This window comes from Janthinobacterium sp. 1_2014MBL_MicDiv (genome assembly GCF_001865675.1).
Lineage (GTDB): Bacteria > Pseudomonadota > Gammaproteobacteria > Burkholderiales > Burkholderiaceae_D > Janthinobacterium.
Map to the genome: position 1 here is coordinate 199,866 of NZ_CP011319.1, position 22,293 is coordinate 222,158.

General features: G+C 50.2%; 21 protein-coding genes. 16 read left to right on the forward strand and 5 right to left on the reverse strand.

The features are described from left to right. Position 1 precedes the first annotated feature (1 nt). The 3 genes from YQ44_RS00880 (at position 2) to YQ44_RS00890 (ending at position 4,649) form a co-directional block, all read left to right on the forward strand. The gene (locus YQ44_RS00880) at positions 2-2,206 is read left to right on the forward strand and encodes an EAL domain-containing response regulator (protein ID WP_071321765.1); all 2,205 of its coding nucleotides are present in this window, start codon (positions 2-4) and stop codon (positions 2,204-2,206) included. Positions 2,207-2,209: 3 nt separating this feature from the next. Continuing rightward, positions 2,210-3,769 (forward strand): tetratricopeptide repeat protein, encoded by a 1,560-nt coding sequence (locus YQ44_RS00885; RefSeq protein WP_071321766.1) that lies wholly within the window; start codon positions 2,210-2,212, stop codon positions 3,767-3,769. 175 nt (positions 3,770-3,944) lie between these two features. Continuing rightward, positions 3,945-4,649 carry a DUF4197 domain-containing protein gene (locus tag YQ44_RS00890; protein WP_071326172.1) on the forward strand — a complete coding sequence of 235 codons (705 nt, stop codon included), beginning with the start codon at positions 3,945-3,947 and terminating at the stop codon, positions 4,647-4,649. 520 nt (positions 4,650-5,169) lie between these two features. Here the strand turns inward: YQ44_RS00890 and YQ44_RS27970 are convergent. Both YQ44_RS27970 and YQ44_RS28525 read right to left on the reverse strand, forming a co-directional pair. Then, entirely contained in the window at positions 5,170-6,183 is a 1,014-nt protein-coding gene (locus tag YQ44_RS27970) for a DUF4238 domain-containing protein (protein WP_083411575.1), read from the reverse strand. A gap of 158 nt (positions 6,184-6,341) precedes the next feature. Further along, on the reverse strand, positions 6,342-7,322 hold the full coding sequence (locus tag YQ44_RS28525; RefSeq protein WP_156894641.1) for a hypothetical protein: 981 nt from the start codon (positions 7,320-7,322) through the stop codon (positions 6,342-6,344). A gap of 308 nt (positions 7,323-7,630) precedes the next feature. Between YQ44_RS28525 and YQ44_RS00895 the strand changes: the two genes are divergently transcribed. The 3 genes from YQ44_RS00895 (at position 7,631) to YQ44_RS28535 (ending at position 9,157) form a co-directional block, all read left to right on the forward strand. Then, positions 7,631-8,011: a DUF1249 domain-containing protein gene (locus YQ44_RS00895; RefSeq protein WP_198043852.1), complete on the forward strand. Its 381-nt coding sequence runs from the start codon at positions 7,631-7,633 to the stop codon at positions 8,009-8,011. 89 nt (positions 8,012-8,100) lie between these two features. Continuing rightward, a complete protein-coding gene (locus tag YQ44_RS28530; protein ID WP_156894642.1) occupies positions 8,101-8,799 on the forward strand; it encodes a hypothetical protein in 699 nt (232 codons plus the stop codon). A 124-nt stretch (positions 8,800-8,923) separates the two neighbouring features. Then, positions 8,924-9,157 (forward strand): hypothetical protein, encoded by a 234-nt coding sequence (locus YQ44_RS28535; protein WP_156894643.1) that lies wholly within the window; start codon positions 8,924-8,926, stop codon positions 9,155-9,157. Positions 9,158-9,380: 223 nt separating this feature from the next. Here the strand turns inward: YQ44_RS28535 and YQ44_RS29735 are convergent, their stop codons facing one another. Then, on the reverse strand, positions 9,381-9,785 hold the full coding sequence (locus YQ44_RS29735) for a hypothetical protein (RefSeq protein ID WP_156894644.1): 405 nt from the start codon (positions 9,783-9,785) through the stop codon (positions 9,381-9,383). A gap of 1,079 nt (positions 9,786-10,864) precedes the next feature. Here YQ44_RS29735 and YQ44_RS28545 point away from each other — a divergent pair. From YQ44_RS28545 to YQ44_RS29435, 5 genes are all read left to right on the forward strand, one after another. Further along, complete coding sequence (locus YQ44_RS28545) at positions 10,865-11,587, forward strand: hypothetical protein (RefSeq protein WP_156894645.1); 723 nt, start codon at positions 10,865-10,867, stop codon at positions 11,585-11,587. 115 nt (positions 11,588-11,702) lie between these two features. Next, positions 11,703-12,596 (forward strand): bifunctional DNA primase/polymerase, encoded by an 894-nt coding sequence (locus YQ44_RS27975; RefSeq protein WP_083411577.1) that lies wholly within the window; start codon positions 11,703-11,705, stop codon positions 12,594-12,596. After that, positions 12,544-13,893, forward strand: coding sequence for a DNA primase family protein (locus YQ44_RS00905; protein WP_198043853.1), 1,350 nt, complete (start codon positions 12,544-12,546; stop codon positions 13,891-13,893). Before YQ44_RS27975 ends, YQ44_RS00905 begins: the two co-directional genes overlap by 53 nt. Positions 13,894-13,995: 102 nt before the next feature. Next, on the forward strand, positions 13,996-15,165 hold the full coding sequence (locus YQ44_RS00910) for a tyrosine-type recombinase/integrase (protein WP_335589255.1): 1,170 nt from the start codon (positions 13,996-13,998) through the stop codon (positions 15,163-15,165). Between the two features lie 234 nt (positions 15,166-15,399). Continuing rightward, positions 15,400-15,795, forward strand: coding sequence for a hypothetical protein (locus YQ44_RS29435; protein WP_071321770.1), 396 nt, complete (start codon positions 15,400-15,402; stop codon positions 15,793-15,795). 111 nt (positions 15,796-15,906) lie between these two features. Here the strand turns inward: YQ44_RS29435 and YQ44_RS28550 are convergent, their stop codons facing one another. Both YQ44_RS28550 and YQ44_RS00920 read right to left on the reverse strand, forming a co-directional pair. Continuing rightward, entirely contained in the window at positions 15,907-16,197 is a 291-nt protein-coding gene (locus tag YQ44_RS28550) for a hypothetical protein (RefSeq protein WP_156894646.1), read from the reverse strand. 443 nt (positions 16,198-16,640) lie between these two features. Beyond that, positions 16,641-16,985, reverse strand: coding sequence for a hypothetical protein (locus tag YQ44_RS00920; RefSeq protein ID WP_156894647.1), 345 nt, complete (start codon positions 16,983-16,985; stop codon positions 16,641-16,643). Positions 16,986-17,135: 150 nt separating this feature from the next. On the opposite strand from YQ44_RS00920, the gene YQ44_RS00925 reads away from it, so the two are divergent. From YQ44_RS00925 to YQ44_RS28565, 5 genes are all read left to right on the forward strand, one after another. Beyond that, positions 17,136-17,576, forward strand: coding sequence for a hypothetical protein (locus YQ44_RS00925; RefSeq protein ID WP_071321772.1), 441 nt, complete (start codon positions 17,136-17,138; stop codon positions 17,574-17,576). Between the two features lie 380 nt (positions 17,577-17,956). Further along, positions 17,957-19,450, forward strand: a complete 1,494-nt coding sequence (locus YQ44_RS27985) for a reverse transcriptase domain-containing protein (RefSeq protein ID WP_083411578.1) — start codon at positions 17,957-17,959, stop codon at positions 19,448-19,450. Between the two features lie 47 nt (positions 19,451-19,497). Continuing rightward, positions 19,498-20,661: a hypothetical protein gene (locus YQ44_RS28555; protein WP_156894648.1), complete on the forward strand. Its 1,164-nt coding sequence runs from the start codon at positions 19,498-19,500 to the stop codon at positions 20,659-20,661. 536 nt (positions 20,662-21,197) lie between these two features. Then, the gene (locus tag YQ44_RS28560) at positions 21,198-21,443 is read left to right on the forward strand and encodes a hypothetical protein (RefSeq protein WP_156894649.1); all 246 of its coding nucleotides are present in this window, start codon (positions 21,198-21,200) and stop codon (positions 21,441-21,443) included. A gap of 249 nt (positions 21,444-21,692) precedes the next feature. Then, the gene (locus YQ44_RS28565) at positions 21,693-22,229 is read left to right on the forward strand and encodes a hypothetical protein (RefSeq protein ID WP_156894650.1); all 537 of its coding nucleotides are present in this window, start codon (positions 21,693-21,695) and stop codon (positions 22,227-22,229) included. The last annotated feature ends 64 nt before the right edge of the window (positions 22,230-22,293 follow it).

Genomic DNA, 22,293 nt, shown 5'->3' on the forward strand with positions numbered 1-22,293 from the left:
CATGAATTCCTCCGCCACTCCGCTTGACCTGGAAAATAGCCCGCGCATCCTGCTGGTCGACGACGAGCCCCGGCTGCTCGCCTCCCTGCATGAATTGCTGAAGGACCGTGGCTATCAGCTGTACACGGCCACCTGCGGCAGCGAGGCGCTGGCGCAATTGGCGAAACTGCGCTTCGACCTGATCCTGCTGGACCTGCGCCTGCCCGACATGAGCGGCCATGAAATCATGGACCACATCAACCGGCGCGGCATCGAGGGCGACGTCATCGTCATGAGCGGCGATGTCGGCATCGAGGCGGCCATCGGCGCCCTGAAGCGTGGCGCCTACGATTACCTGCGCAAGCCGTACAGCCGCGAGGAACTGCTCAAGACGGTGGAAAACGCGCTGCAAAAGCGCCGGCTGGCGCTGGAGAACGAACGCATCGCGCTGCAGCTGGAAAACTCGGAAAAGATGTACCGCTACCTGGTCGACAGCTCGCCCGACATCATCTATACGCTGAACCACGAAGGCCGCATCACCTTCATCAACGACCGCGTGCACCAGTTGCTGGGCTTTAGCCGCGAAGAGCTGATCGGCAGCCATTATTCCATCCTCGTGCACGACGAAGACCAGGAGCGGGCGCGCTATGCCTTCAACGAACGTCGCCTCGACGAGCGCGCCTCGCGCAATGTGGAACTGCGCCTGAAGTGCCACAGCGGCAGCGGCAATGACCGCACCTTCAACAATACCCTGATGACGATCCCGCTCAATTCGATCGGCGTGCACAGCCTCGATCACGAAGCGAAAAAGCAGGAATACTTCGGCACCTACGGCGTGGCGCGCGACATCACCGACCGCAAGCGCGCCGAGGAGGTGATCTCCTACCAGGCTTACCACGATATCCTGACGGATCTGCCGAACCGCATGCTGTTCAAGGACCGCCTGGGACTGGCCGTGATCCAGGCGCGCCGCAAGCTGACGGAGCTGGCCGTGATGTTCATCGACCTGGATCGCTTCAAGCTGGTCAACGATACCCTGGGCCACGTGAAGGGTGACGAATTGCTGCAGCAAGTGGCGCTGCGCCTGAAGGACTGCCTGCGCCGCGGCGATACGCTGGCGCGCCAGGGCGGCGACGAATTCACGATCGTGCTGCCGGAATTGCGCGACCGCCAGGATGCGCGCCTGATCGCCGACAAATTCCTCGAATGCCTGCACCAGCCGTTCGACCTTGACGGCAACCAGGTGCATATCTCGGCCTCGATCGGCATCGCCATCTATCCGGGCGACGGCGAGACCATCGACGAACTGCTGCGCCATGCCGACATCGCCATGTACCAGGTCAAGGCGCTGGGCAAGAACGGCCACAGTTTTTATCACGAGTCGATGCTCGACGTGTCGCACCAGAAGATCGCGCTCGAGCAAAGCCTGCGCAAGGCGCTGGAGCTGAACCAGCTGGAAATGTATTACCAGCCGCAGGTGGACGTGACGACGGGCCGCATCGTCGGCGCGGAGGGGTTGATGCGCTGGAACCACCCGCAGCGCGGGCTGCTGACGGCTGGCGAATTCCTGCCGTTCGCGGAAGAAAACGGCCTGATGCTGCCGATCTCGGACTGGATGCTGGGCGCGCTGTGCCGCGACCTGCTGCAATGGAATGCGGCCGGCGGCGAAGCCGTGCGCCTGTCGCTAAACCTGTCGCCGCAATACCTGGACCGGGGCGACTTTTTCGAGAAGATGCGCGGCGCGCTGACGCGCTACGGCATCGCGCCGGAAAAGATCGAAGTGGAAATCACGGAAAACATCTGCATCCGCAATCCGCAGTATGCGATCGAGCAGTTGAACAAGCTGTGCCAGCTGGGCGTGTCGGTGGCCATCGACGATTTCGGCACCGGCTATTCGTCGCTGTCGTACCTGCACCGCTTCCCTATCCACACGATCAAGATCGACCAGTCGTTTGTGAAGGAAATTCACGACGAGCACGGGCATTATCCCGTCATCCTGGCCATCATCTCGATCGCGCGCGGCCTGGGCCTGCACCTGATCGCCGAGGGCGTGGAAACGGAAGGGCAGGCGCGCTACCTGCAAGACAAGGGCTGCACCACGATGCAGGGCTATCTGTATCACCGGCCCATTTCGCTGGGCAGCTTCATCGCCGTGCTGCAGGAGCAGAACCGCCTGATCGCCGATGGCGTGCCTGCGGTACCCCAGACGCTTGCCGTCGAGGCCTGATCCATGCCGGTCGCCGACGCCCGTTACACGGCCGATTACCTGCGTTTGAAAGGACTGGCCGAGAAGGGCAATGCGAATGCCCAGCACAGCCTGGGCTTCATGCATTTCAATGGCCAGGGCATCGAGCAAAGCTATGCGCTGGCGCTGCACTGGTATGGCCTGGCCGCCGCGCAGGGACTCGAACACGCGCAATACAACCTGGGCGTGATGTGCCAGAAAGGCCAGGGCGTGGCGCAGGATTTTGCGCAGGCCGCGCAGTGGTACCTGAAGGCGGCCGAACAGGGCTACGCGGCGGCGCAGTACAACCTGGGCTGGCTGTATGCCAAGGGCCAGGGCATCGCGCAGGACAGCGGCCAGGCCATGCTGTGGTTCAGCCGCGCGGCCGAACAGGGCGACGCGGGCGCGCAAAACAATCTGGGCATGATGTACGACAACGGCAAGGGCGTGCCGCAGGACTTCGCGCAGGCGATCGCCTGGTACCGCAAGGCGGCCGAGCAGGGGTATGCGCGCGCGCAGTTCAACCTCGGCCTGCGTTATGACAATGGGCAGGGCGTGCGGCAGGACCGCCAGCAAGCGACGGCCTGGCTGCGCAAGGCTGCCGAGCAGGGCTATGCGCCGGCCCAGTTCAACCTGGCGCTGCGCTATGAAAATGGCGACGTGCTGCCGCAGGACAGCGGGCAGGCGATCGCCTGGTACCGGCGCGCGGCGCAGCAGGGGCACGCCAGCTCGCAGTTCAACCTGGGCCTGATCTACGACAATGGCCAGGGCGTGCCGTGCGATAAACAGGCGGCGCTCGGCTGGTACATCAAGGCGGCGGACCTGGGCCACGCGGCGGCCCAGCATAACCTGGGCCTGCACCACGAACATGGCGCGCACGACTACACCCAGGCGCAGCGGTTTTACCGCCAGGCCGCCGAACAGGGTTTTCCCGCCGCCCAGTATCAGCTGGCGCTGCTGTACGAGCATGGGCAGGGCATGCCGGCCGATGCGCGGGAAGCCGTATTCTGGTACCGCAAGGCGGCCGACCAGGGGCATGTGCGGGCCCAGTTCGGCCTGGGCCTGCGCTATGAGCATGGCCAGGGCGTGCCCCAGGATTTATCGTTGGCGCTGGCATGGTATGCTCGCGCCGCCGAGCAGGATTACGCGCCGGCGCAATACCTGCAGGGCGTGCTGCACGACCGCGACGACGGCCCGGCGCCCGACAGCCAGCGGGCCTGTGCCTGTTATTGCCGCGCCGCCGCGCAGGGCCACAGCCTGGCGCAGTTCGCGCTGGGCCTGCGCCATGACAATGGCCAGGACGTGCCGCAGGATTACGCCGCCGCGCGGGAGTGGTATGCACTGGCTGCGCACCAGGGCCACGCGCGGGCGCAGATGAACCTGGGCCTGATGGCGGCCTGCGGCCAGGGTGGTCCGGTCGATGTGCAGCAGGCGTATATCTGGCTGTCGATGGCTGCCGCTGCCGGCGTGGCCGGCGCGGAAAAGTCCTTGCGCCAGACGGCGTCGCGCATGCGCGAGACGGACCTGCTCCAGGTGCGCCAGCGTATGGCGGCGCTGGCCGACTGATTCAGTTTCCCCCTGCACTGCCCGCTCGAATGCGCGCGGAGGCCACAGGGGGCTGTGCCGTGCCAGCCGCGCCGGCATGCCTGGCTGTTCCTGTTGCGACAAAAAATGCTGGCATCGCTGCGATTTTGCTATGCTAAGGGTTAAAGAACCATTGGCTTTCAAACAAAGGATGAATATGCGCCTGACCTCTTTTCCCGTCCGCCCCGCCGCCATGGTGTGCGCGCTGGCGCTGTGCTCGTCCATGGCAGGCGCCGCCAGCCCGCTCGCCGCCCTCAGCAACCAGGACGCCAGCAATGGCTTGAAGGCGGCGCTGGAAGCCGGATCGGCTGCTGCCGTCGCCAAGCTGGGCATCGAAAATGGCTTCCTCAACAATGACAAGGTGAAGATCAAGCTTCCGGGCATTCTGGAGCAGGCCAAGCCCTTGCTGAAAATGACGGGCCGCGGCCAGCAGCTGGATGACCTGGTGGTGTCGATGAACCGGGCCGCCGAGTCGGCCGTACCCATGGCCAAGCCCTTGCTGCTCGATGCGGTGAAGTCGATGAGCGTCACCGATGCGAAGAATATCCTGTCCGGCGGCGACACCTCGGTCACGGACTTCTTCCGTCAGAAGACTTCTGCGCCGCTGGCCGTCAAATTCCTGCCCATCGTCAAATCCGTCACGGACCGCTCCGGCCTGGCCAGCAAGTACAACAGCACCATGAGCCAGATCGGCAAGACGGGCCTGGTACCGCAGCAGCAATCGACCGTGGAAGGCTACGTCACCGACCGCGCCCTCGACGGCCTGTATCTGATGATCGGCGAAGAAGAAAAAACCATCCGCAGCAATCCGCTCGGGTATGGCAGCAAGATTATCGGCAAGGTCTTCGGCAGCCTGAAATAAGAAGCACCACCGCGAAGATTTGCTCGCCGCATTCCATTCGGCGTAAAATGCAGGCTTCGCGGGTGTAGCTCAATGGTAGAGCAGAAGCTTCCCAAGCCCCTCCACCTCGTCAAGAGCCACTGTTCATGCGGCTCTGAAGCGCATGAGTCTGCGATCACACCAAAACACCACCTTAATCAACAAGTTACGCGCCATCACATTTTCGGCCCCACATCGAGTCGAAAAAGCTGCTGATGCGATGTGATGGCAGTCTGAAAATCTAAGCGTCCGTTTGTATGCGGTGGTATCACGTTGTTTAAAGAGTAACATCGGTGGCCCAGCATTTTGCTGCTGAAGCACAAAGGCCTGAGACTCCTTGCATCAAAAAACCACACGCGGATGTAGCCGCTTCCACCTCGTTGTGGGTATGTGTTTATCAAAATTCATGGCCGAAATAGGTTTTTTTGAGTGCCAAAAAATCAGTTCAGGATGTAAGATTGCGAATCTGACAAGTACTAAATTCGGTTTTCGCTATCGGATGCTAGCGCGGGAAGATTTTAAGCAATTCAGGCGGGCAATCCGGACTGGTCCAACTATGCCTGTCATCGGGCTCAGGATGAAGCGCCTCCCACGAATCGACTGGCGGCTGAACAACCTGAAACCATACGGCTCGCACTTCTTTACTCCGAGCCACTAGCCTGGTGGGGGCATGAGCGGCATGTCGGTGATTGAGGACGTCTACACAGTCGGATCCAACCTCTGCGTAGAGTGGCCCCATAGGCCTATGCGTGAATAGGATGCACTGCATTGGCGAGATTGGCAGCGTGATCTGGATGTCCGCATTTTTAATACCGATGGCACGCTCGAATGGATGTCGCCGGTATGCCGTTGGGTCGTACCAAGTCGATGGAGCATCTGTAGTGACGAACCCTAGAGCGTCACTTGTGCACAGCACGGTCTTGTGCATACCGCGCAGAATAGGAAGAATCACATCCGTCGCTGAATCAATCAGTGTTGTAGTTGTCATTTCCTTCAGGTTGTCAAAGTCCCCTGGTTGAGGAATGTAGACGCTTGAGCGATCAACGTGAGATGGAATCTCTGGCTCGACTGTTCTCGTCTCCCAGTCGGGACCTGCAACCTTCTCGAACATCTCTTTTATCTCTTCCATCTGACTGAGGAAGTGATCGCGGCTCGCGGCCGTACGGTTGTGTGCCGTAGCAGCGAATAAGCACACCCAAAACCAATCTTCCTCCGTAAGGGGGCGCTTGAAGTTAAACTTGCTGGTTCTTACCTTCGTAAAGTTTGCCTCCACTGTTCCTAAGCCTTGTTCATACCGAAGGTCATGACCACCATCGGGTGTGGTCAAAGTGTACATATCGGATTCACGGAAAATTTTCTCGGGCGCTTTAGCTTTCGGATTTTCTCCATTTTTATCCAAGAGCCAAACATATGGATTGTTCGTACTTGTTTTTGGAGCCGAAGGATCAAGCCAGGCTTTTAGATAGCACGCGGGTATAAAGTGTTGCTTTCGCAGCTCGTACTTCTTTCGTTTCATAGTCGGACGCTTAAAGGAAGTCGTTATTGTGTTGATGCAGAAATGTGCCCACCACTACCTGCCACCGGCCGCTTCTGGCCGCTTGCGACCATTATTCAATGCGAATGATGACCAGGCAAGCAACAAGCCGCCTTGCGCCTGCCATGTTCCGCGAGGGTCTATATTTTACTTTCTTTAGCAAACCTTTTATTAAGATCCTTAATCTCTGGGAAGGATAGCTCCAAAATACTCGAATTTAGGGTTTGCGTTAAGGTATCAGTAAAATATTCTAGTGTTGCCAGTTCATTTAGCGAAATTTCGAACTTTCTCCCCTCTTCGTAGGAAAAAAATAACGACTCAAAACCTTTGCAAAACTCCGCTAACTCTACCGGCACCACCGTTGCTCCATGGATAAAACAATTGCGAATCAGGGATATTCCCCCAAGAGTTTTTGCAACGGCCTCGTAGCCATATTCCCCTTTGTATGCAACCGGTATTTCCAGCCCGGCAACGTTGCAGTAGTTAAGAAACACCTTTTCAAGACCATCATACAATCGCTTGCGATGCCAAGATTCTAATCTTTCGTTCCATAGCGTTTTCCAATTTTCGAGAGACTCCTGACTATCTACGCGATCGTTATAAGCTCGACGTAGGGCCTTAAACTCATCACCTTTACATATTACAAGCGGATGGGCGTCCAAGTAAATACGAAATATTTTAAATACAAACTCCTCCAGGCAAGAGTACATGTTGCAAAAAGCCCAAGCTGCAAGCATTGGAATAGAACTCTCATGAACTTTCGCGACTGCGTCTGGAGTCCAAACTCTAACGGGCGTTTGACGTGGACCTGACCCATCTATTGCGTTGCGAAATCCAGCTACTTTGAAAACTTGAGCACGCTTAATCCAGCTCGGATTTCGATATTTCTCTACAGCCACATGCAGACCATTAATAGTAACCGCCCATCTCAAGTAAATACTATGAAAGGTGCCACCAAAATCCATTATGACATTATTCGTTTCGCATAGCCATTCTAACCCTGGCTCCGCCGGAAACTCGACCCACTTAATATTTTTACTAAGCACATCTGGAGACATTGCTGAAATTGTCTCCTTTTCGATAAAATTTAATTCTGTCCACGACGTCTTATATTCGCTCAAAACTTCCCTCCAATATGAAATTGCTTCAGATAAGCACCGAAAGAGCCATCATGCTAAGTCTGCTTTTTTCCGATAGCGGCACCAGAACATAGCGGATTGCCAAGCAGTAAATTTTCACACATTGTCACCGTGCTCTAAATGGCCGCTTCTGGCTGAAAGCGGCCTGATGGTTGAAGTATAGCTTCTTGTTCAGAGGGCAAACATGCATTGGTATGCATTGCATTAAATTTTATTTTCTCTGCACGGCCGGGTTGTCCGAATACGTTTTTGCATGGATGGTTCCCGTATCGAAAATAAACGGAGCCAACATGGACCTATACCAGAAAAACTACATTAAGCTGCTTCAACTTCTTCCTGGCCTGCGTGACATGAACGGGCCAGCTACACTCACTGCGCTTGGTCATACCGATGTTCATGTAGACGTGATCGAGCGCCACAAGCATCGTTTGGTGCTCCGTATGAGCCACTACCTCCAGCGACTGCATGGTGCAGCGATACCTGACCCTGACATGACCATCGAAGTGTTTCCGCTGGCAGAGACCCTCGGCGCGCTGACGTACATTGATTGCTTCGGCTCTCGCAAGGTGTTCTGCCCCGAAATGATGGCCTTTAGCCCACTTGCAAAAGCGGAACTGAACAATTTCCTGGGACAGTGGCTAACGAAGATGATTGCTGAGGGCCGAAGCTAGCCGAAGTCTGAACTACGGGGAAATGCTACATAGCAATGGCTATAATCAGTAAAAATGCTGTTATAGTTTTTAAATTTTTTGAGGCGCTAATGAGCATCCCGCAGGTTACAGTTCCACGTGATAAAAAAACTCTTGAGTTTTTCATTAATAGAGCACTGCTCATCAATCTCGCGCATGTGTATCAGCAACTGGTGCCCGGAAAGACTGTTGATGACTTCTATCGGTCAGTGTTACTTCCACTGGTTGCAGAAAGAGTTTTCGGTGATGAACTACTAAAAAAGGCGTATGAGCAGGAAGGTATTCATGACTACGAAATATTTATGATCTCGTGTGGATATTTGGCTGAGGCAAAAATCGCGCTTATTAAAGGAGATCGTCGTCGTGCTTGGTCATGCGCGATGGACTCTATGTCCTTTTGCAGTAGTGCCAAAAATGCTGCCAGCTATGTACGCGATCTTGATGGGACGATAAATGCCCAAGTTGATCAGATTTTGTCACAGAATGCTTCGAACTCAGCCAAACACCGAACTGAACCTTACAAAGACGTTGGCGCAGAAGCGGTGCGCATTATTAAGCAGCGCTGCGAAGCAGGCGAGCGTTGGGATTCTATTAATGCCGCAGCAAGAGAAATTTGTTCCGCAATGGGAGAGCTTGCGATATCCAAAGGCGTGCCGTTTTACGCGCAAGATGGGGGACTCAAGACTTTGAGTAAATACCTCGCTGATGCACCAGATCTTGTACCTTACTTCACGAAAAAGCGCGGCCGTCCTAAAAAAAATTCGGCTTAATTTCCGACTGCGCGCTGAGCTGCTTTTTTATCTTAATTTTATGTTTTACCATACAGTCACAGAGTCCTCGATAAGGATTCAGTTCCCGGCATGTATGTGCCTAATCACATTTTGGAGTTGTAAAATGAGCACTAATGATGTACAAGCACCAAGCATCGGAGATTTGCTGAAGAACATCGGCGATGCTTTCGAAACACAACAAAATCGTTTCAATCGCGCAGTTTTTCAATCACAGCCGCCAAAACAGCAAGATGAAATCTTGCAGAACGGCTACAACAATGGCATGTCTGTTAAGACCCTTGGGAAGATGACTGGGGTTCCAGCAAGTACGATCTATAGCAAAATTAAGGCCAAGTAGCTCCACCGGACCTTGATGTATGCATTCAAAGTGAAAACAGTATGCGTTTCAAAATGAAAACGGCCTTGGGATACAAGGCCGTTTTCATGTGCAAGTAACAATAGTAATGTGACCAACTGTGTAGTTTTTTTGGCAACTTGAAGCTATGTGACGGCATGACCTCCAAGCGATATTTGGAGCACGACCTTGACCGTATATAGTTGTCACGCTGAGAACCGTCTGATCAACCCAGCTTCGCCTTGATCAGTTGATAGTAGGTACTGGCACCCGCTGCGCTCAACTTCGCTTCGGCTACGAACTGTTCAACGATCTGCTTGCGGGTCATATTTTTTTGCTTCGACATGCGCACGTAGATGGCGGATGCGATTTCCATCTTCGTCGGCGCCTTCGGCTTCTTCTCGGCCTTGGACGTAGTTAACAAGCCGGTATCGGGTTTTCCTTCGCTTCCCATCGTATCCGCCGTCGGCATCGATGAAATCGGCGTAGCGGCGGTTTTAATCGGTCCAGTTACGCCGGGTGATGCAGCGGCCACAGCCGTTTGCAACGTAGTGGCCGTGTTCGACGGCATTGCCGGTTTGTGGTCATTCGTTGTCTTCGGCAGCTCGGTTGAAGTAATCTTCGCATTCATGATGTAGGCTCTCGTGTGTTTTAAGGAGCCTTTACCATCAACAGTTTTCACCGGCTAGGCAACGACCAGCTTGCAGGTCAAAACCTGTTCATCTTGTCGCGATCAACTGATGCCAACATCCGCTGTGACAGCAATTTTCGGTGTGCAGCCACCTCATTTCCCATCACACCCGTTGGGGTATCCGCTTAAAACCCGCATGAATGCGGGGCTGCGAGAGCTACGTTAGAAGCTTTGAACGCCTCGGCTGTGGAACCAATCACTGGTCTGTCAGAAGGTTTGAAGGCTCATAACGTACGCACGTCGCCCAGACCCGAGGCAAGCTGCCGCATTTCCAGCTACAGGGCGACGCCTGTACCCTGCAGACCTGCATGAACGCTCGGTTTACAGGGCTAGGGCAGAAGGTTCGATGGCTTATAACTCAGATGACAGCATAACCCGAGGCGTATGAGAAGATGGATCGCCACGTAATTGCTCGTTTCGATCGAGCAATTACATTCCCCATACCACCCTACGGCTCAACATTACAGGTCCGTATTGATACGTGTGGGTGGGTGTGATATTAGAATCATGGCTCTCCATCGACGGGGTTTTTGCAGGGTGGTGTGCGTGGCCGCCGCAACGATGTTAACGATTGTTCGTGGTGGTGGATAAATATCATCTAATCAATCATCACTGATTTTTCACTAGTTTTGAAAAAATATGATAAATCGTTTATATCGTTTATTCTTGAGAAAAAGAATGTGTTAGCGCTGATCGCAGTTGCACGGTATGGCCCGTTAGTAAGGGGGACTTGACAAGACGCATCGATATAGATAAAATTTTTCCCGTACTAGATTCAAGGGAAGCATGTGACAATTCGGCGGCGCCGCCGATTATTCATCCCAGGTAGCGCCCCACCACGAAGGCGCTGGACGAAAGTCAGATCTGAGAAAAACAGATTACCATGGCGGGTATAACCCCTGAACAGTAAGAGAGCGCTACATATGTAGCATTATTTTTACTGAACAGGTGTGTTATCTACCCAAGCCCCTTCTTTATTTGGTTAGCTAACGCGGCTGTTCAGTTGTCAAGGACCCGCTATGGCTAATACTCCTAATAAATCTGCAATAAATCCACTCGATACCATTGGCACTCCAACAGACGTTGTACAACGCTCTGTATCTGCGCCGGTAATTTTCCCGCCATTACGCTTAACCACGGCCGCTGTAGACAGCTTGGCTGTAGTCGTGCCGAGCTTAGCCTTGACCTCCAAAGCCATGTCTGCCAGCAGCCAGCAAGCTCGTTTGTCAGCAATGAGTTCCCGCGTGCGTAAAAAATCCAAAAAAATCATTGAAGATGCATTGTTACGTGTATTTAACTTTCCCTCCGGCACTTTAAGCTTTGACTTTCCTAGCGATGCGACCTCCGGAGAAAGCATCGGAGCATGGCTGACTGAGGGAGATCTTGTCAGTTTTGCCTCCCCAGCTGAAGAATTTTTTATCTCAGTCGATGAGCCCGGCAATATTCCAGTTATCGAATCTACGGTGTTAGCGAAGTTTCGTGTAAATGCAGCACGAAAAATTCATAGTGTTTTTGCAATTGAAGATCCTATTTTTGCTAAAAAAGTACCTGCAGCTGAAGCTGTATTGACGCTTATTTTGCAAAATATTGATTTTTCTGTACATCGCGAGGTTGAACCGATGAACAAAAACTTGACCGTTGATGAAGCTTACGCTGCCTTTAAAACGGCGAGCGTTGAGTTGTCGAATCCAATCACACACCAAGTGATCGCCGATATTATCAAACGCGATGCGGTTTCTTAAATAAGAAAACAGAGCAATTTCCGGAGTAGCAAGGAGGATTCCTCCTTGTTCTAATAATACTATTTCCTCAATGCTGTCTATATGACGGCAGGGGAACTTATCGCCAAAAATATTTATGAACACACCGAAAAGTAATACCGTAGAGCACCACGCTTCCAATGAATTTGATGTTAAAAATGACATGTATGCAGTCGCTGTTAGCTATACCATTACCTATAAATGGCCGGTATTTCCCTTGATCGCAGGTGCTAAAAAACCAGCAACCCGTAACGGATTCAAAGATGCGTCGCTTGACGAGACACAGGTGCGTGATTGGTTTCCATCCGGCAGTGCCTACAACATCGGTATCCCCACCGGTAGCAAATCTGGCATCGTGGTGCTCGATTCGGACGAAAAACCAACAGTGTCTGGAGCCGCTTCGCTCGCGTTGCTGGAAGCGCAACACGGGCCGTTACCTTCGACACTTCGCAGTAACACCGGCGGCGGCGGGGAGCATATTTTCTTTCGTTTTCCCGAAGGAGCTAATGTTCGCAATCGCACTGCGGTACTTCCCGGCCTCGATGTTCGTGGTGAAGGTGGTTATATTGTAGCGCCTGGGTCCCGGGTGAATGGAGGGATGTATATTTGGCAAGATGAAACAATGCCAATTGCTGAGTTGCCAGACTGGCTGTACACATTGATAACTGAGAATAAAGTCAGTGAGAAAACCACTACTGCAACGCCGGGTATTATCAAATCTGGAAGCCGCAACGACTCACTCCTTCGCTTCGCTGCGGCACAAATGCACTCTGGCCATCCTCGCGAGAAAGTAACGGATGTAACGCTTAATGCCAATCTGTTGATGTGTGAAACGCCCTTGCCTGAGGACGAGGTTTTGCAAATTGTCGAGAACGTGTATCGGCTCTATCAGTCTACGCCGGCACGGGATCTCACAGATATCGGTAATGGTAAAAAAGATGGCCGAACTCCATGGTGCGCGTTTGCGTTACCTCCTCGAGACGAAAGATAGCTGGCTGCAGTGGACCGGTGTGTTCTGGAACCGGGTGTCTCAAACAGTCATCAAAGGCTTGTCGAAAGATGTTCCTGCATCGTTCTTGCAAGAAGCCACCTTGTTGCCCCTGGGGCCTGAAAAGTCATTCCTCAAGCGGCATGCCGCCAAATCCTCGTCGAACGGCAAGCTGGACGCTGCTATTGAACTGTTCAAGTCTGAGCCGGGGATCGGGATCTCCATTTCTGACCTCGATAATCACGACTACTTGTTCGCGGTGCAGAACGGCATTGTCGATTTGAAGACAGGCAATTTCTTGCCCCCAGACCCAGCCCTGCTCATCACTCAGGTGGCTGGTACAGTCTTCGATAAAAATGCTAATTGTCCGCGTTGGGAAAAATTCCTTGATCAAGTAATGGGGGGAGATCCTTCGCTCTCGATCTACTTGCAGCGCGCTATTGGCTATGCAATGACTGGCTCTATCAAAGAACAATGTTTGTTTTTTGCCTACGGCTTTGGCGCTAATGGCAAGTCGACATTTCTGAACGTCGTCCGCGCCTTGTTCGGTGACTTGGGCATGCAATCTTCTTCCGAAACATTGATGGAAACCAAGCGTTCAAGTAGCGGTACCTCCCCCGATATTGCACGGCTGCGCGGAAAACGCTTTGTTTCGATGAGCGAGACTGACGATGGGCGTCACCTTAACGAAGGCATGCTGAAGTCCCTCACCGGTGGTGATCCTATCATTGCACGCGATCTGTATGAAAGCATCTTCGAGTTCAACCCTACGCACAAGTTTTTTCTTGCATCGAACCATAAGCCAACGATCAAGGGTACGGATCATGGCGTATGGCGCCGTATCCGTCTGATCCCGTTCAACGTCACTATCAGCCCAGAACAACGCAATCCGAATCTGGAAGCTGAGTTGCGTGAAGAGTTGCCAGGTATTTTGAACTGGGCCATTAAGGGCTGCTTGGCGTGGCAACAGGACGGCATGACGACACCTAAGGCCATCGAACAGGCCACTAAGGAGTATCGCGACGACATGGATATCGTTGGTTCGTGGATCAGTGAATTCTGCGAAGTTGGTGTCTTTGAGGAGATGAAATTTGACGCTGCATATAAGTCATTTGATCCTTGGTGCAAGGAAAATTACAACTTTTCTTTCTCCAAGAAGCGTCTGGGACAAATGTTGACCGAACGTGGCTTCGAGGCAATTAATCGTGGAGGGCGCATCTATAAAGGTATTTCTATCTCTAAAAAGCTGAACGATGCATTCCGGTCCGATCTGGGTGATGAAGGGCAGATTACTTGGTGACGAAGAGAGGTGCTGAAAATTACAGCATGCTGTGGCTGTTGAACTAGGCACCTTCCTTCAATTGGTTCTGTTGCACCTTCCACCACATATGGCGGAAGGTGCTTGTCATTCAAACAAAAAATCGAGATCACGATGGCCCTTCACAAACGGCAAAATAGTAGTAACTGGTACTACGCGTTCCAGGTTAAAAACAAAAAATATGTAGGCAGCACCGGCACGGCAAATAAAACCAAGGCCTTGCAGGTGGAGCGTGAAATGCGCAATAAAATCCATAGCGAAACCTACCTCGGCGAATCAGAGGAAATCTCGCTGCGTGATGCAGTGTTGAAATATCTGGAACCACGCATGCAGTATTCGTACTATCGCGGCATGGAATCGATCTCGCGTAAGATGTTCGGCAGCAAACGTGATCCGAAAACGAAGAAAGAAAATCCATGCTACGGTCTGCCAGCGACCCTGTTTTTGCATGAGATCCAGACCAAGCACATCGAGCGCTTGGTAGCGAAGCGGAAGGCCGAAGGTGACAAGCCTGCGACCATCAAGCATGAGATCGGCCTTATTAGCTCGACGCTGCGCGAGATGCAACGGCTGGGGTACAAGACCAATCGCGACGTGGTGTTTCCGCAGCTGAAAACCTCGTATCGCTTACGCTATCTGGATTCCAACGATGAGGCTGCATTGCTGCGTGAACTCGATCCGAACACGGTGAGAAGCGGCGTTAAAACGCTAGAAGCACGGACACCAGAGATGCAGCGCAACATTCAAGATAACTACGATCTCGTGATCATGCTTCTTGATACCGGCTGCCGATATTCCGAAGCTGCGAACCTGCCATGGACGGCTGTTAATTTGGAGGCCGGAACCTTGAACATCTATCGCAGCAAGGTCAACAATGAAGATGTGCTGTTCATGACGGATCGGCTGCGCGAAGTAGTGCTGCGTCGTCATGCAGATCGCCGGCCAGATGCACGCTACCTCTTTGAAAACAAGTTAGGCACAGCACGCGGCTATGCGGCGCAGGCGATCAAGAAGGCAATGGATCGCGCAGGAATGAACGATCCTGATGTGGTGAAGGAGAAGGGCGGCAAGGTCACGATGCATACACTGCGGCACTCCTACGCCAGCAAGCTGGTCAAGAATGGCGTCAGCCTATTTGAGGTCTCAGTTCTACTTGGTCACAGCGATCCGAAAATGACACAGCGCTATGCCCACCTTGCGCCGAACGACGCCAGCAAGAAGGCCGTGGGCATCATCAATGCGCTGCAAGGCTAGATGAGTCTGCGCGGCAGGAAGCATCAATTTCTGCCGCGTTGCCTTTTCGCATATACACCGCATATTTGCAGGCGTGAACGCCGAAAACACGACCGTCGATTTTTCACTATTTATCAGCGAATTAGTAGGCAGTGACTGCACGGGGGTAAAACGGTTTTCGCCCCATGACGATGCTTTGCCCGTCAGTTTTTTCCCTGATAAATACCTCACCAACTTACTAAGCAGGAGCGGCCTATGCCACAATTTTTACAGAACATCGACCAGATCAGTCGTGCCAAGCAACGAGATGTGCTTGGCTTAGAATTTTTCGGATTTCAAGGTCACTACGCAGCAAACCCCATGCGTGAAAAGATCCTTGCATGGCTTGAGCACAAAGGCATCGCATACATGGAATGCGGAGGCTACACCAGTGAGATGCGGATGGAGTCGTATCGAGGGCAGATTTACATCGACTTGCCATACGATGTTGTGGACCCGGCTTACTTAGAGCTGGAAGCGTACCTGGAAGATGCAGATGGCACGATGCGGTGGGATGGGGTGAGGTTCACACTTTACACACTGGGCTATTGCATGAAAAATGCTCATCATGATGAGCCTGGCTTTTGGGAACGTTGGGCAGAAGGATTTTAATGCAGGTACGACGTTATCATTGCGAATAAAATGATAACGTCATTGTTGTGGATGAACCAATTCACTGTAAATAATGCAGTATCTAATGCCATTAATTTCTATATGTTCGTTTCAGAAAATAGGCAGTTTTTCTCGATAAATCAGAGCAACGACAACGCAAACAGAAAATGCTGACCACCATAAAAACTCCGGCATATCTCCTATGGTAACTGCAACAAGTATTAAAAATGGTATGTATAACATAAATGTGTGAAAAACCCACGTAACCATAAACGTCAATAAAGGCTGTATTTCAGAAATATCTGCGCCATGCTCTGCAAAGTATGCACTAAGGTCTGAGCGGCAATGTGGGCATATTTCAGCGATCATTGAAATTTCGCCGCGACAATGTGGACATTTCATATTTTTTGTTCCTTCAAATTTTTATACGAAAACTCTGTTAAATATTGCTACGAAGCCATTACGAGTTTTCGATCTTTCGTGACAACCACGTTCGAGCAGTCGAGCACTTGTATACGTGCGCCAGCATGCAAAGGTCCTGCTGTCCAGTTTTCGTATAGATCACCATCGCAGCGATACTTGAACTTGGTTCCTGTAAATCGCAGGTCAGGCAGTGGGCCACAGCGATTACAGGGAACCTCCACGTACTGAGGACTGACCTCGATAACTTCTACGAACCGAAGACGCGGCTGCTGGGCCGCGCTGGTGGACATCGTCAGTGACAATGCGAGTAACGCAAATCTGACGCGCATGTGCAGGTATCCTTTTTGATCAAGGTGGCGTGTCGCCGCCGATATGTGCAGTGCTCAACAAGAGCCGGCTAACAAGGCGGGTGTTAGTCGGATTTACTTTCCGCCTAGCGCTGCATTGCAGTTCGGGCATTCGTACGTCTTCACTGAGCCAGTCGTGAAGATGGCGACGCCGAGACCGACGATTGCGTGCAGCCACAATGGCAGAATTGATGAACCCTTCATTGACAGGACGATGTCGACAAATCCCAGGATGGCGAGAGCAATAACGAGGTAGGTCAGCGACTTCTTTGACGAAACACGATTTGTTTTCTGCGCTACGCCCATCATTCCTACATAGCCGCATTCTAAGCACGTCAATTGCTCATGCTCACTGTACTTGGCTAAGTTCGCCCGGACATGCTCCGGCAGCACTGTCATTCCCTGATTACTCTGATTCATGTGGTCTCACTTCCGCCGTGAAGATAGGCATTGAATTGCTGGAATTGGACGGCAGCGATGCCGATGAGAACATTTTATAGTAACTATGAGTTATTGTGCAACGTCAATATTTCTACATAGTTACTATGGTAGTCGGTAGCGTGCTACCACATGCAAAACACCAACGAAAACCTTCGCTTAGAGTTCAGCGAACGGCTGAAAAAAGAGTTCACCCGTGCTGGCTTACCTATCTCCAGTCCCACAGAGATTGCTAGGCAATTTAGTGAGCTTTATCCCGAGAACAAGATTGCCGCGCAAACGGTGCGCAAGTGGCTCCTGGCCGATGCAATACCTACACAGGCGAAGTTGATGAGTCTGGCGGAATGGCTAGAGGTGTCAGCTGAGTGGCTGCGTTTTGGCACAGGCAAGCGTCGAGCTGCGAAGGCCAGCGGTAAACCTGCTGAAAGTGAAGTTGGTGTTGTGGTGGTCGGCAAGAATCAAGCGGCGATAGTGCCGGTGGTCGAGCTTCTTGCGAAACTGTCGCCGAAGAACATTCGCATGGTAGAGAGTATTGTTCGCTGCGTTCTCACTAGCCAGGAAAATGGCTCGTAGCGGTGGAGGGTATGCACTGTTCGACGTTACGGGCGAATAACATAGTCAGAAAGATAATAAAATTGGACGCAGGCTAAAGATAATACAAGCGACCTACTAGCAATGCAGTCGGATAGGTCCGCTAACGGCTGCGGACATTCGAACCGAAGAGAAAGAAAGACAAAAATTATTTTATATGAGTTGACCAACTGTCTTTTGTGCATCATTATGTAGTGACCATCCCTAGGGGAGGAACGGAGTCACTCTCATACACGGTTACGTGCCGTGACATTGGGGAGGCAGAGTCAACTCTGCATCAACCTGAAAACTTACTTTTACTAGGTTGACTCCGTGGAAAGCCCGAGGCCCAGCTTCGGGCTTTTTGTCATTTTGGAGCAACCATGAATTTAGAAAAACAGCTTGAGAGATATATCCGGGAAGAAGCTGAGAAGCTAATTGAGCGTCACCACACTTATCATAACAGCCTTCACCGTGAACATGAGCGCTTGCAAAAGAGGCTGGCAGGTGCTCCAGGAAAAGTGATCATGGTGCCAGATTACTGGGATCTAGATCCTAAGTTCAATCCGTTTTACGTCCGCCGTAAATCTAAGGCTATTGCTAGATCGATAAGTCTAAAAATAAAAGACCAGTCATATATCCCCCAAACCCCCCATATAAAAGAGATAGATAAGGCCGGCGGCGGGAAGCGCAGCTTAACAATCTATCAAATACCTGATGCAGCAGTATCGCAGCTTTTCTACACCAGACTGTTGGCTAAAAATAAACACCGGTTTAGTTCTTTTTCGTATGCTTATCGCAATGATAGGAACGTACACTTCGCCATACAAGATATTTCAGTTGACATATCGCAAGATGCCAGAACTTTCATAGCAGAGTTTGATTTTTCTGACTTTTTTGGTTCAATAGATCACATGTCACTTTTTGAGCAGTTTTCAAAAAATGGATTTTTTATAAGTGAAGAAGAAATTTTTGTAATTAAGGCATTCCTATCGATGCGGAATCGCGGAATTCCGCAAGGCACATCAATTTCTCTATTCCTAGCGAACTTGGTCTGTTGGAGCTTAGATAATAAGCTTGAAAAAGCAGGATTGAAGTTTGCGCGCTATGCCGATGACACAGTAATTTGGAGTCCAGATTACGCGTCGATTTGTCATGCGCTGGAGATAATAAATACGTTTTCCGTTCAAGCTGGCGTAGAAATAAATTCCAAAAAATCTGATGGTATTAGTCTTCTGTCGAAGGATGGCAACCGGGCGGAAATGGTATCTAAGCCGAATTTTAGCTTCCTTGGCTACTCTATCAGCCCAGATAAAGTTTCCATAAAAAAGAAATCGGTCCAGCGCATTAAGAAGCAAATTTCATACTTATTATATAAGAACTTGATTAAGCCATTAGAATCGGCTCCTTTGAAGGCATTAGTAATTCCAAGTAATAACCGTGATCCGGCATTGTTGAGCGCAATGCTACAGGTTAGGCGATATCTTTACGGAGGGTTACTCCATAAAGAGATAATCGAATATATTCAAGGCCGAAGACCAGTAATATTGTTTAAAGGAGCAATGAGCTTCTATCCGTTGTTGAATGATGAGAAACAGTTGAAGGAATTAGACGGTTGGTTGCTTTCGGTACTTCATAGAGCGCTAAAAAAACGAAGTGAATTGCTCTTAACTCACAAATTCAATGTTAGAAAAAATTTTCCATTTTCGGTTCCACGCGACAAACTTGTAGTAGCCTGCCGAAGAAAATTGGTAGGTGGAAAACCGTTGATGGAAGTTCCTAGCTTTACGCTTATTTTCAAAGCATTGAAAAAAGGATTGAACGAGCATGGTATTGAACGCGTAATGAACCCGAAATCTTTATATTACGATTACTGAAAAAAATAGCCGGTCTTTAACTTGAATACCTTTAAGGAAGTCACGGCATGACCTTGTTAAAAATTTACGATTGGAACGCAGTTCCGCTTGACAGCCTTACTTCTTCTTTAACTGAGGAGGAGAAAAGGTGTGTAATCGTGTCACACTACCTAAACGAAGGAACACTTTCACCGCTGACTCTCTACTGTTATTTAAAAGCACGGTTCGGCATACCCAACGGTTTGCAAATGCTTTTTAAAAATAAGGAGAGTTCAGATAACTTAATACATTGGCACTATACGATTCGTTCAGGGGACGAAAAGTTAGATGTTGTCGGCCATACGACCCGAGTAGAATTCTATGCCCTATCAAACCATAAGTATTCAAAATATGAATGGAAGGCGCTGCTCACTGTGATAAAGGAAGATTTTAAGCGCTGTGGCAAGGAGCTGTCTACGGTCCAAAAGTCACTAGAGCATTGGTCACTGTTCATCAATCCATACCGTAGACTACGATATATTGTAGACGGACATATCGAAAATCTTAAGCGGCTTGAATTGGATAAGCTGCAGCCAGTTGGCGCAATCCAGAATGGCTATGATAAGGAAGAATTTACAAAAAAACTGAATTTATATATATCTGCTCATACCAAGGCGGCGTCTCTGTCTTCCATGATAAGAATGTCCGCGCCTGTTCTGGCCGAATCATTTGTAAACTTGGTAATTTTTTTAACGGTGAAACCGGAGGTGAAATCTGATAGTCGAATATATAACGATTTTATTCAAAAACATATTGATATTAGATTAAAAACTCTGCCTTTATTTTGCAATGGATTTAAGAGCAAGCCTGATGACTCCATAAATCAGATTAAAGAGTTTCGGCGCTTAATGGATCGTCGCAATTTCATTTTGCATGGAAATTTCGACCCGAATGCACTTGCAGTCGGCGACGTTTGGTTCGACCATTTAACGCCTCTTTTTAAAGAAGAGCGTATGTTTTACGAAAGAGTTACCGAGCACTCGCTAACTCACATCGAGCCTAATGAAGCATTTAAAGATATAAGTATTGTTGATGACTTTATTGAATACATTTTAAATCTTCTTGACGATGAATCTAAGTTAAAAGTTCTTTCGTTTAAAGATCATGCTACACCTGGGTGGCTAAAATCTAAGAATAGGATTGGGCGTTTGTTCCCGGACCATTTTTCCGAGCTTTTACCAACTAAAGATTAATAAAATAACATTAATGAAAGAAAAAATTTCATATATCTGTATTTGAGCACAAGGTTTCTGACAAGGCCTGGTTTGTACTGAAATATGTGCATTATCTAAGTACTTATCAAATAGCAGGGTTGACGCCGATATTTTTGGAACATTACGCGCACGATTTATTTCAAAAAACCAAGTTTGGTTGACTGGCGTAATTACTGTTCCACGATGGTGAAGGCGGGCAGACATTGTGACCAATGTTCCTCAGATATTCTGAGGCCGCTTTGTGGCGGGAGCTGACGGTCGTGTTGTTGCGAGTAGATTGTGCACTTTAAGCTCAAGCGACAAACTGCAAAACCATCGATATATCTGTAGAAAGATAAGTAGCTCATTGTGATGCTATACAGCATTGTGCGCAGTGATTTCACAAGTCAGAGAAATGACTCGTAGCGCGGATGACCTGATCTGTTTTGCCTACAGATCAATTAGCAACAGATTGCGTTGAGGTTTTCGGCTCTCGGATTGACGGTGTCAGCACCATCAATGACCGAAAGCTCAGCATGACTAACCAAAAAACCATTGCCAGCAAGACTGCTTCAGCGCATCAACCCACGAAACTGGACGCCGCCACGCTCCGCAATATGGCTCATCACAATATGGCTCATCAGCCTGAATCTTCTGGCGTACCTGACGATGCCTCCCTTCAATCCATCATCGAACTGCTCACACAGCTATCCCCATCCAACGTGGATCTGGTCACAAACATAATTCGCGCCATTCTTGATCAGCAGATACCTGAAAACTAAGGTCTTATAGCTGAATTTTGGGCGCAGTGAATCAATATCCCTGCTCCCATTCATCTCACCACGCTCTTGACGCAACCAGTCCCCTGTCAATGGAACTATGATGTGATAAATCACACATTTTTCTTGCAGGCAATGCTATCCTGTGCAAATTCAGTTGGAATCGTTAGTGGCCGATTCTTAATATATGAATACGCCGGGCTTTGGATAGACACGACCTAGCTATCTCTCAATAAAAATTTTAGTCTATATATGCCGATCATAAAAAGTTATGGATTTCTTTGGGAACGAAAATACATATTCCGTGGTGCTGGGAGTAACGCCGGTCATCTGAAGGGTACTGCTTCTGGATTAGAAATAGCTGACTTCCGGGACCAAATTGGAGTTTACGTGCTTTATGACCAATTTCAAAATATAGTCTATATTGGTCAGGCGGGTAATGGCCACGCAACGCTCTTCACTAGACTTAAAAATCACATGGACGGCGGAATGTGGAACCGCTGGCAATACTTTACATGGATTGGATTTAAAGCTGTTAACCAAGACGGTTCGCTGAGTGCTCAGCAGCACGTTGATTCAGGTGTCTCAGGATTCAAGTACTCAGATGCCCTGAATGAAATAGAGGGAATTCTTATAGAGGTTATTGAGCCAAAATTAAATAAGCAATCTGGCCGGCTAAAAAATGCGAAAGAATACAACCAGTACATTGATCCAAAGGTTGAAGATGTCACTACTGCAAAGCTGTTGTCTGAACTCCGGGAAATCAAAGCACAGTTATCGAGCAAGTAAGCCAAACGCCTGTAGTTAAATATTCATCGGACGTCGTAGTAGGACGCTCTTAACAATTTTTCTA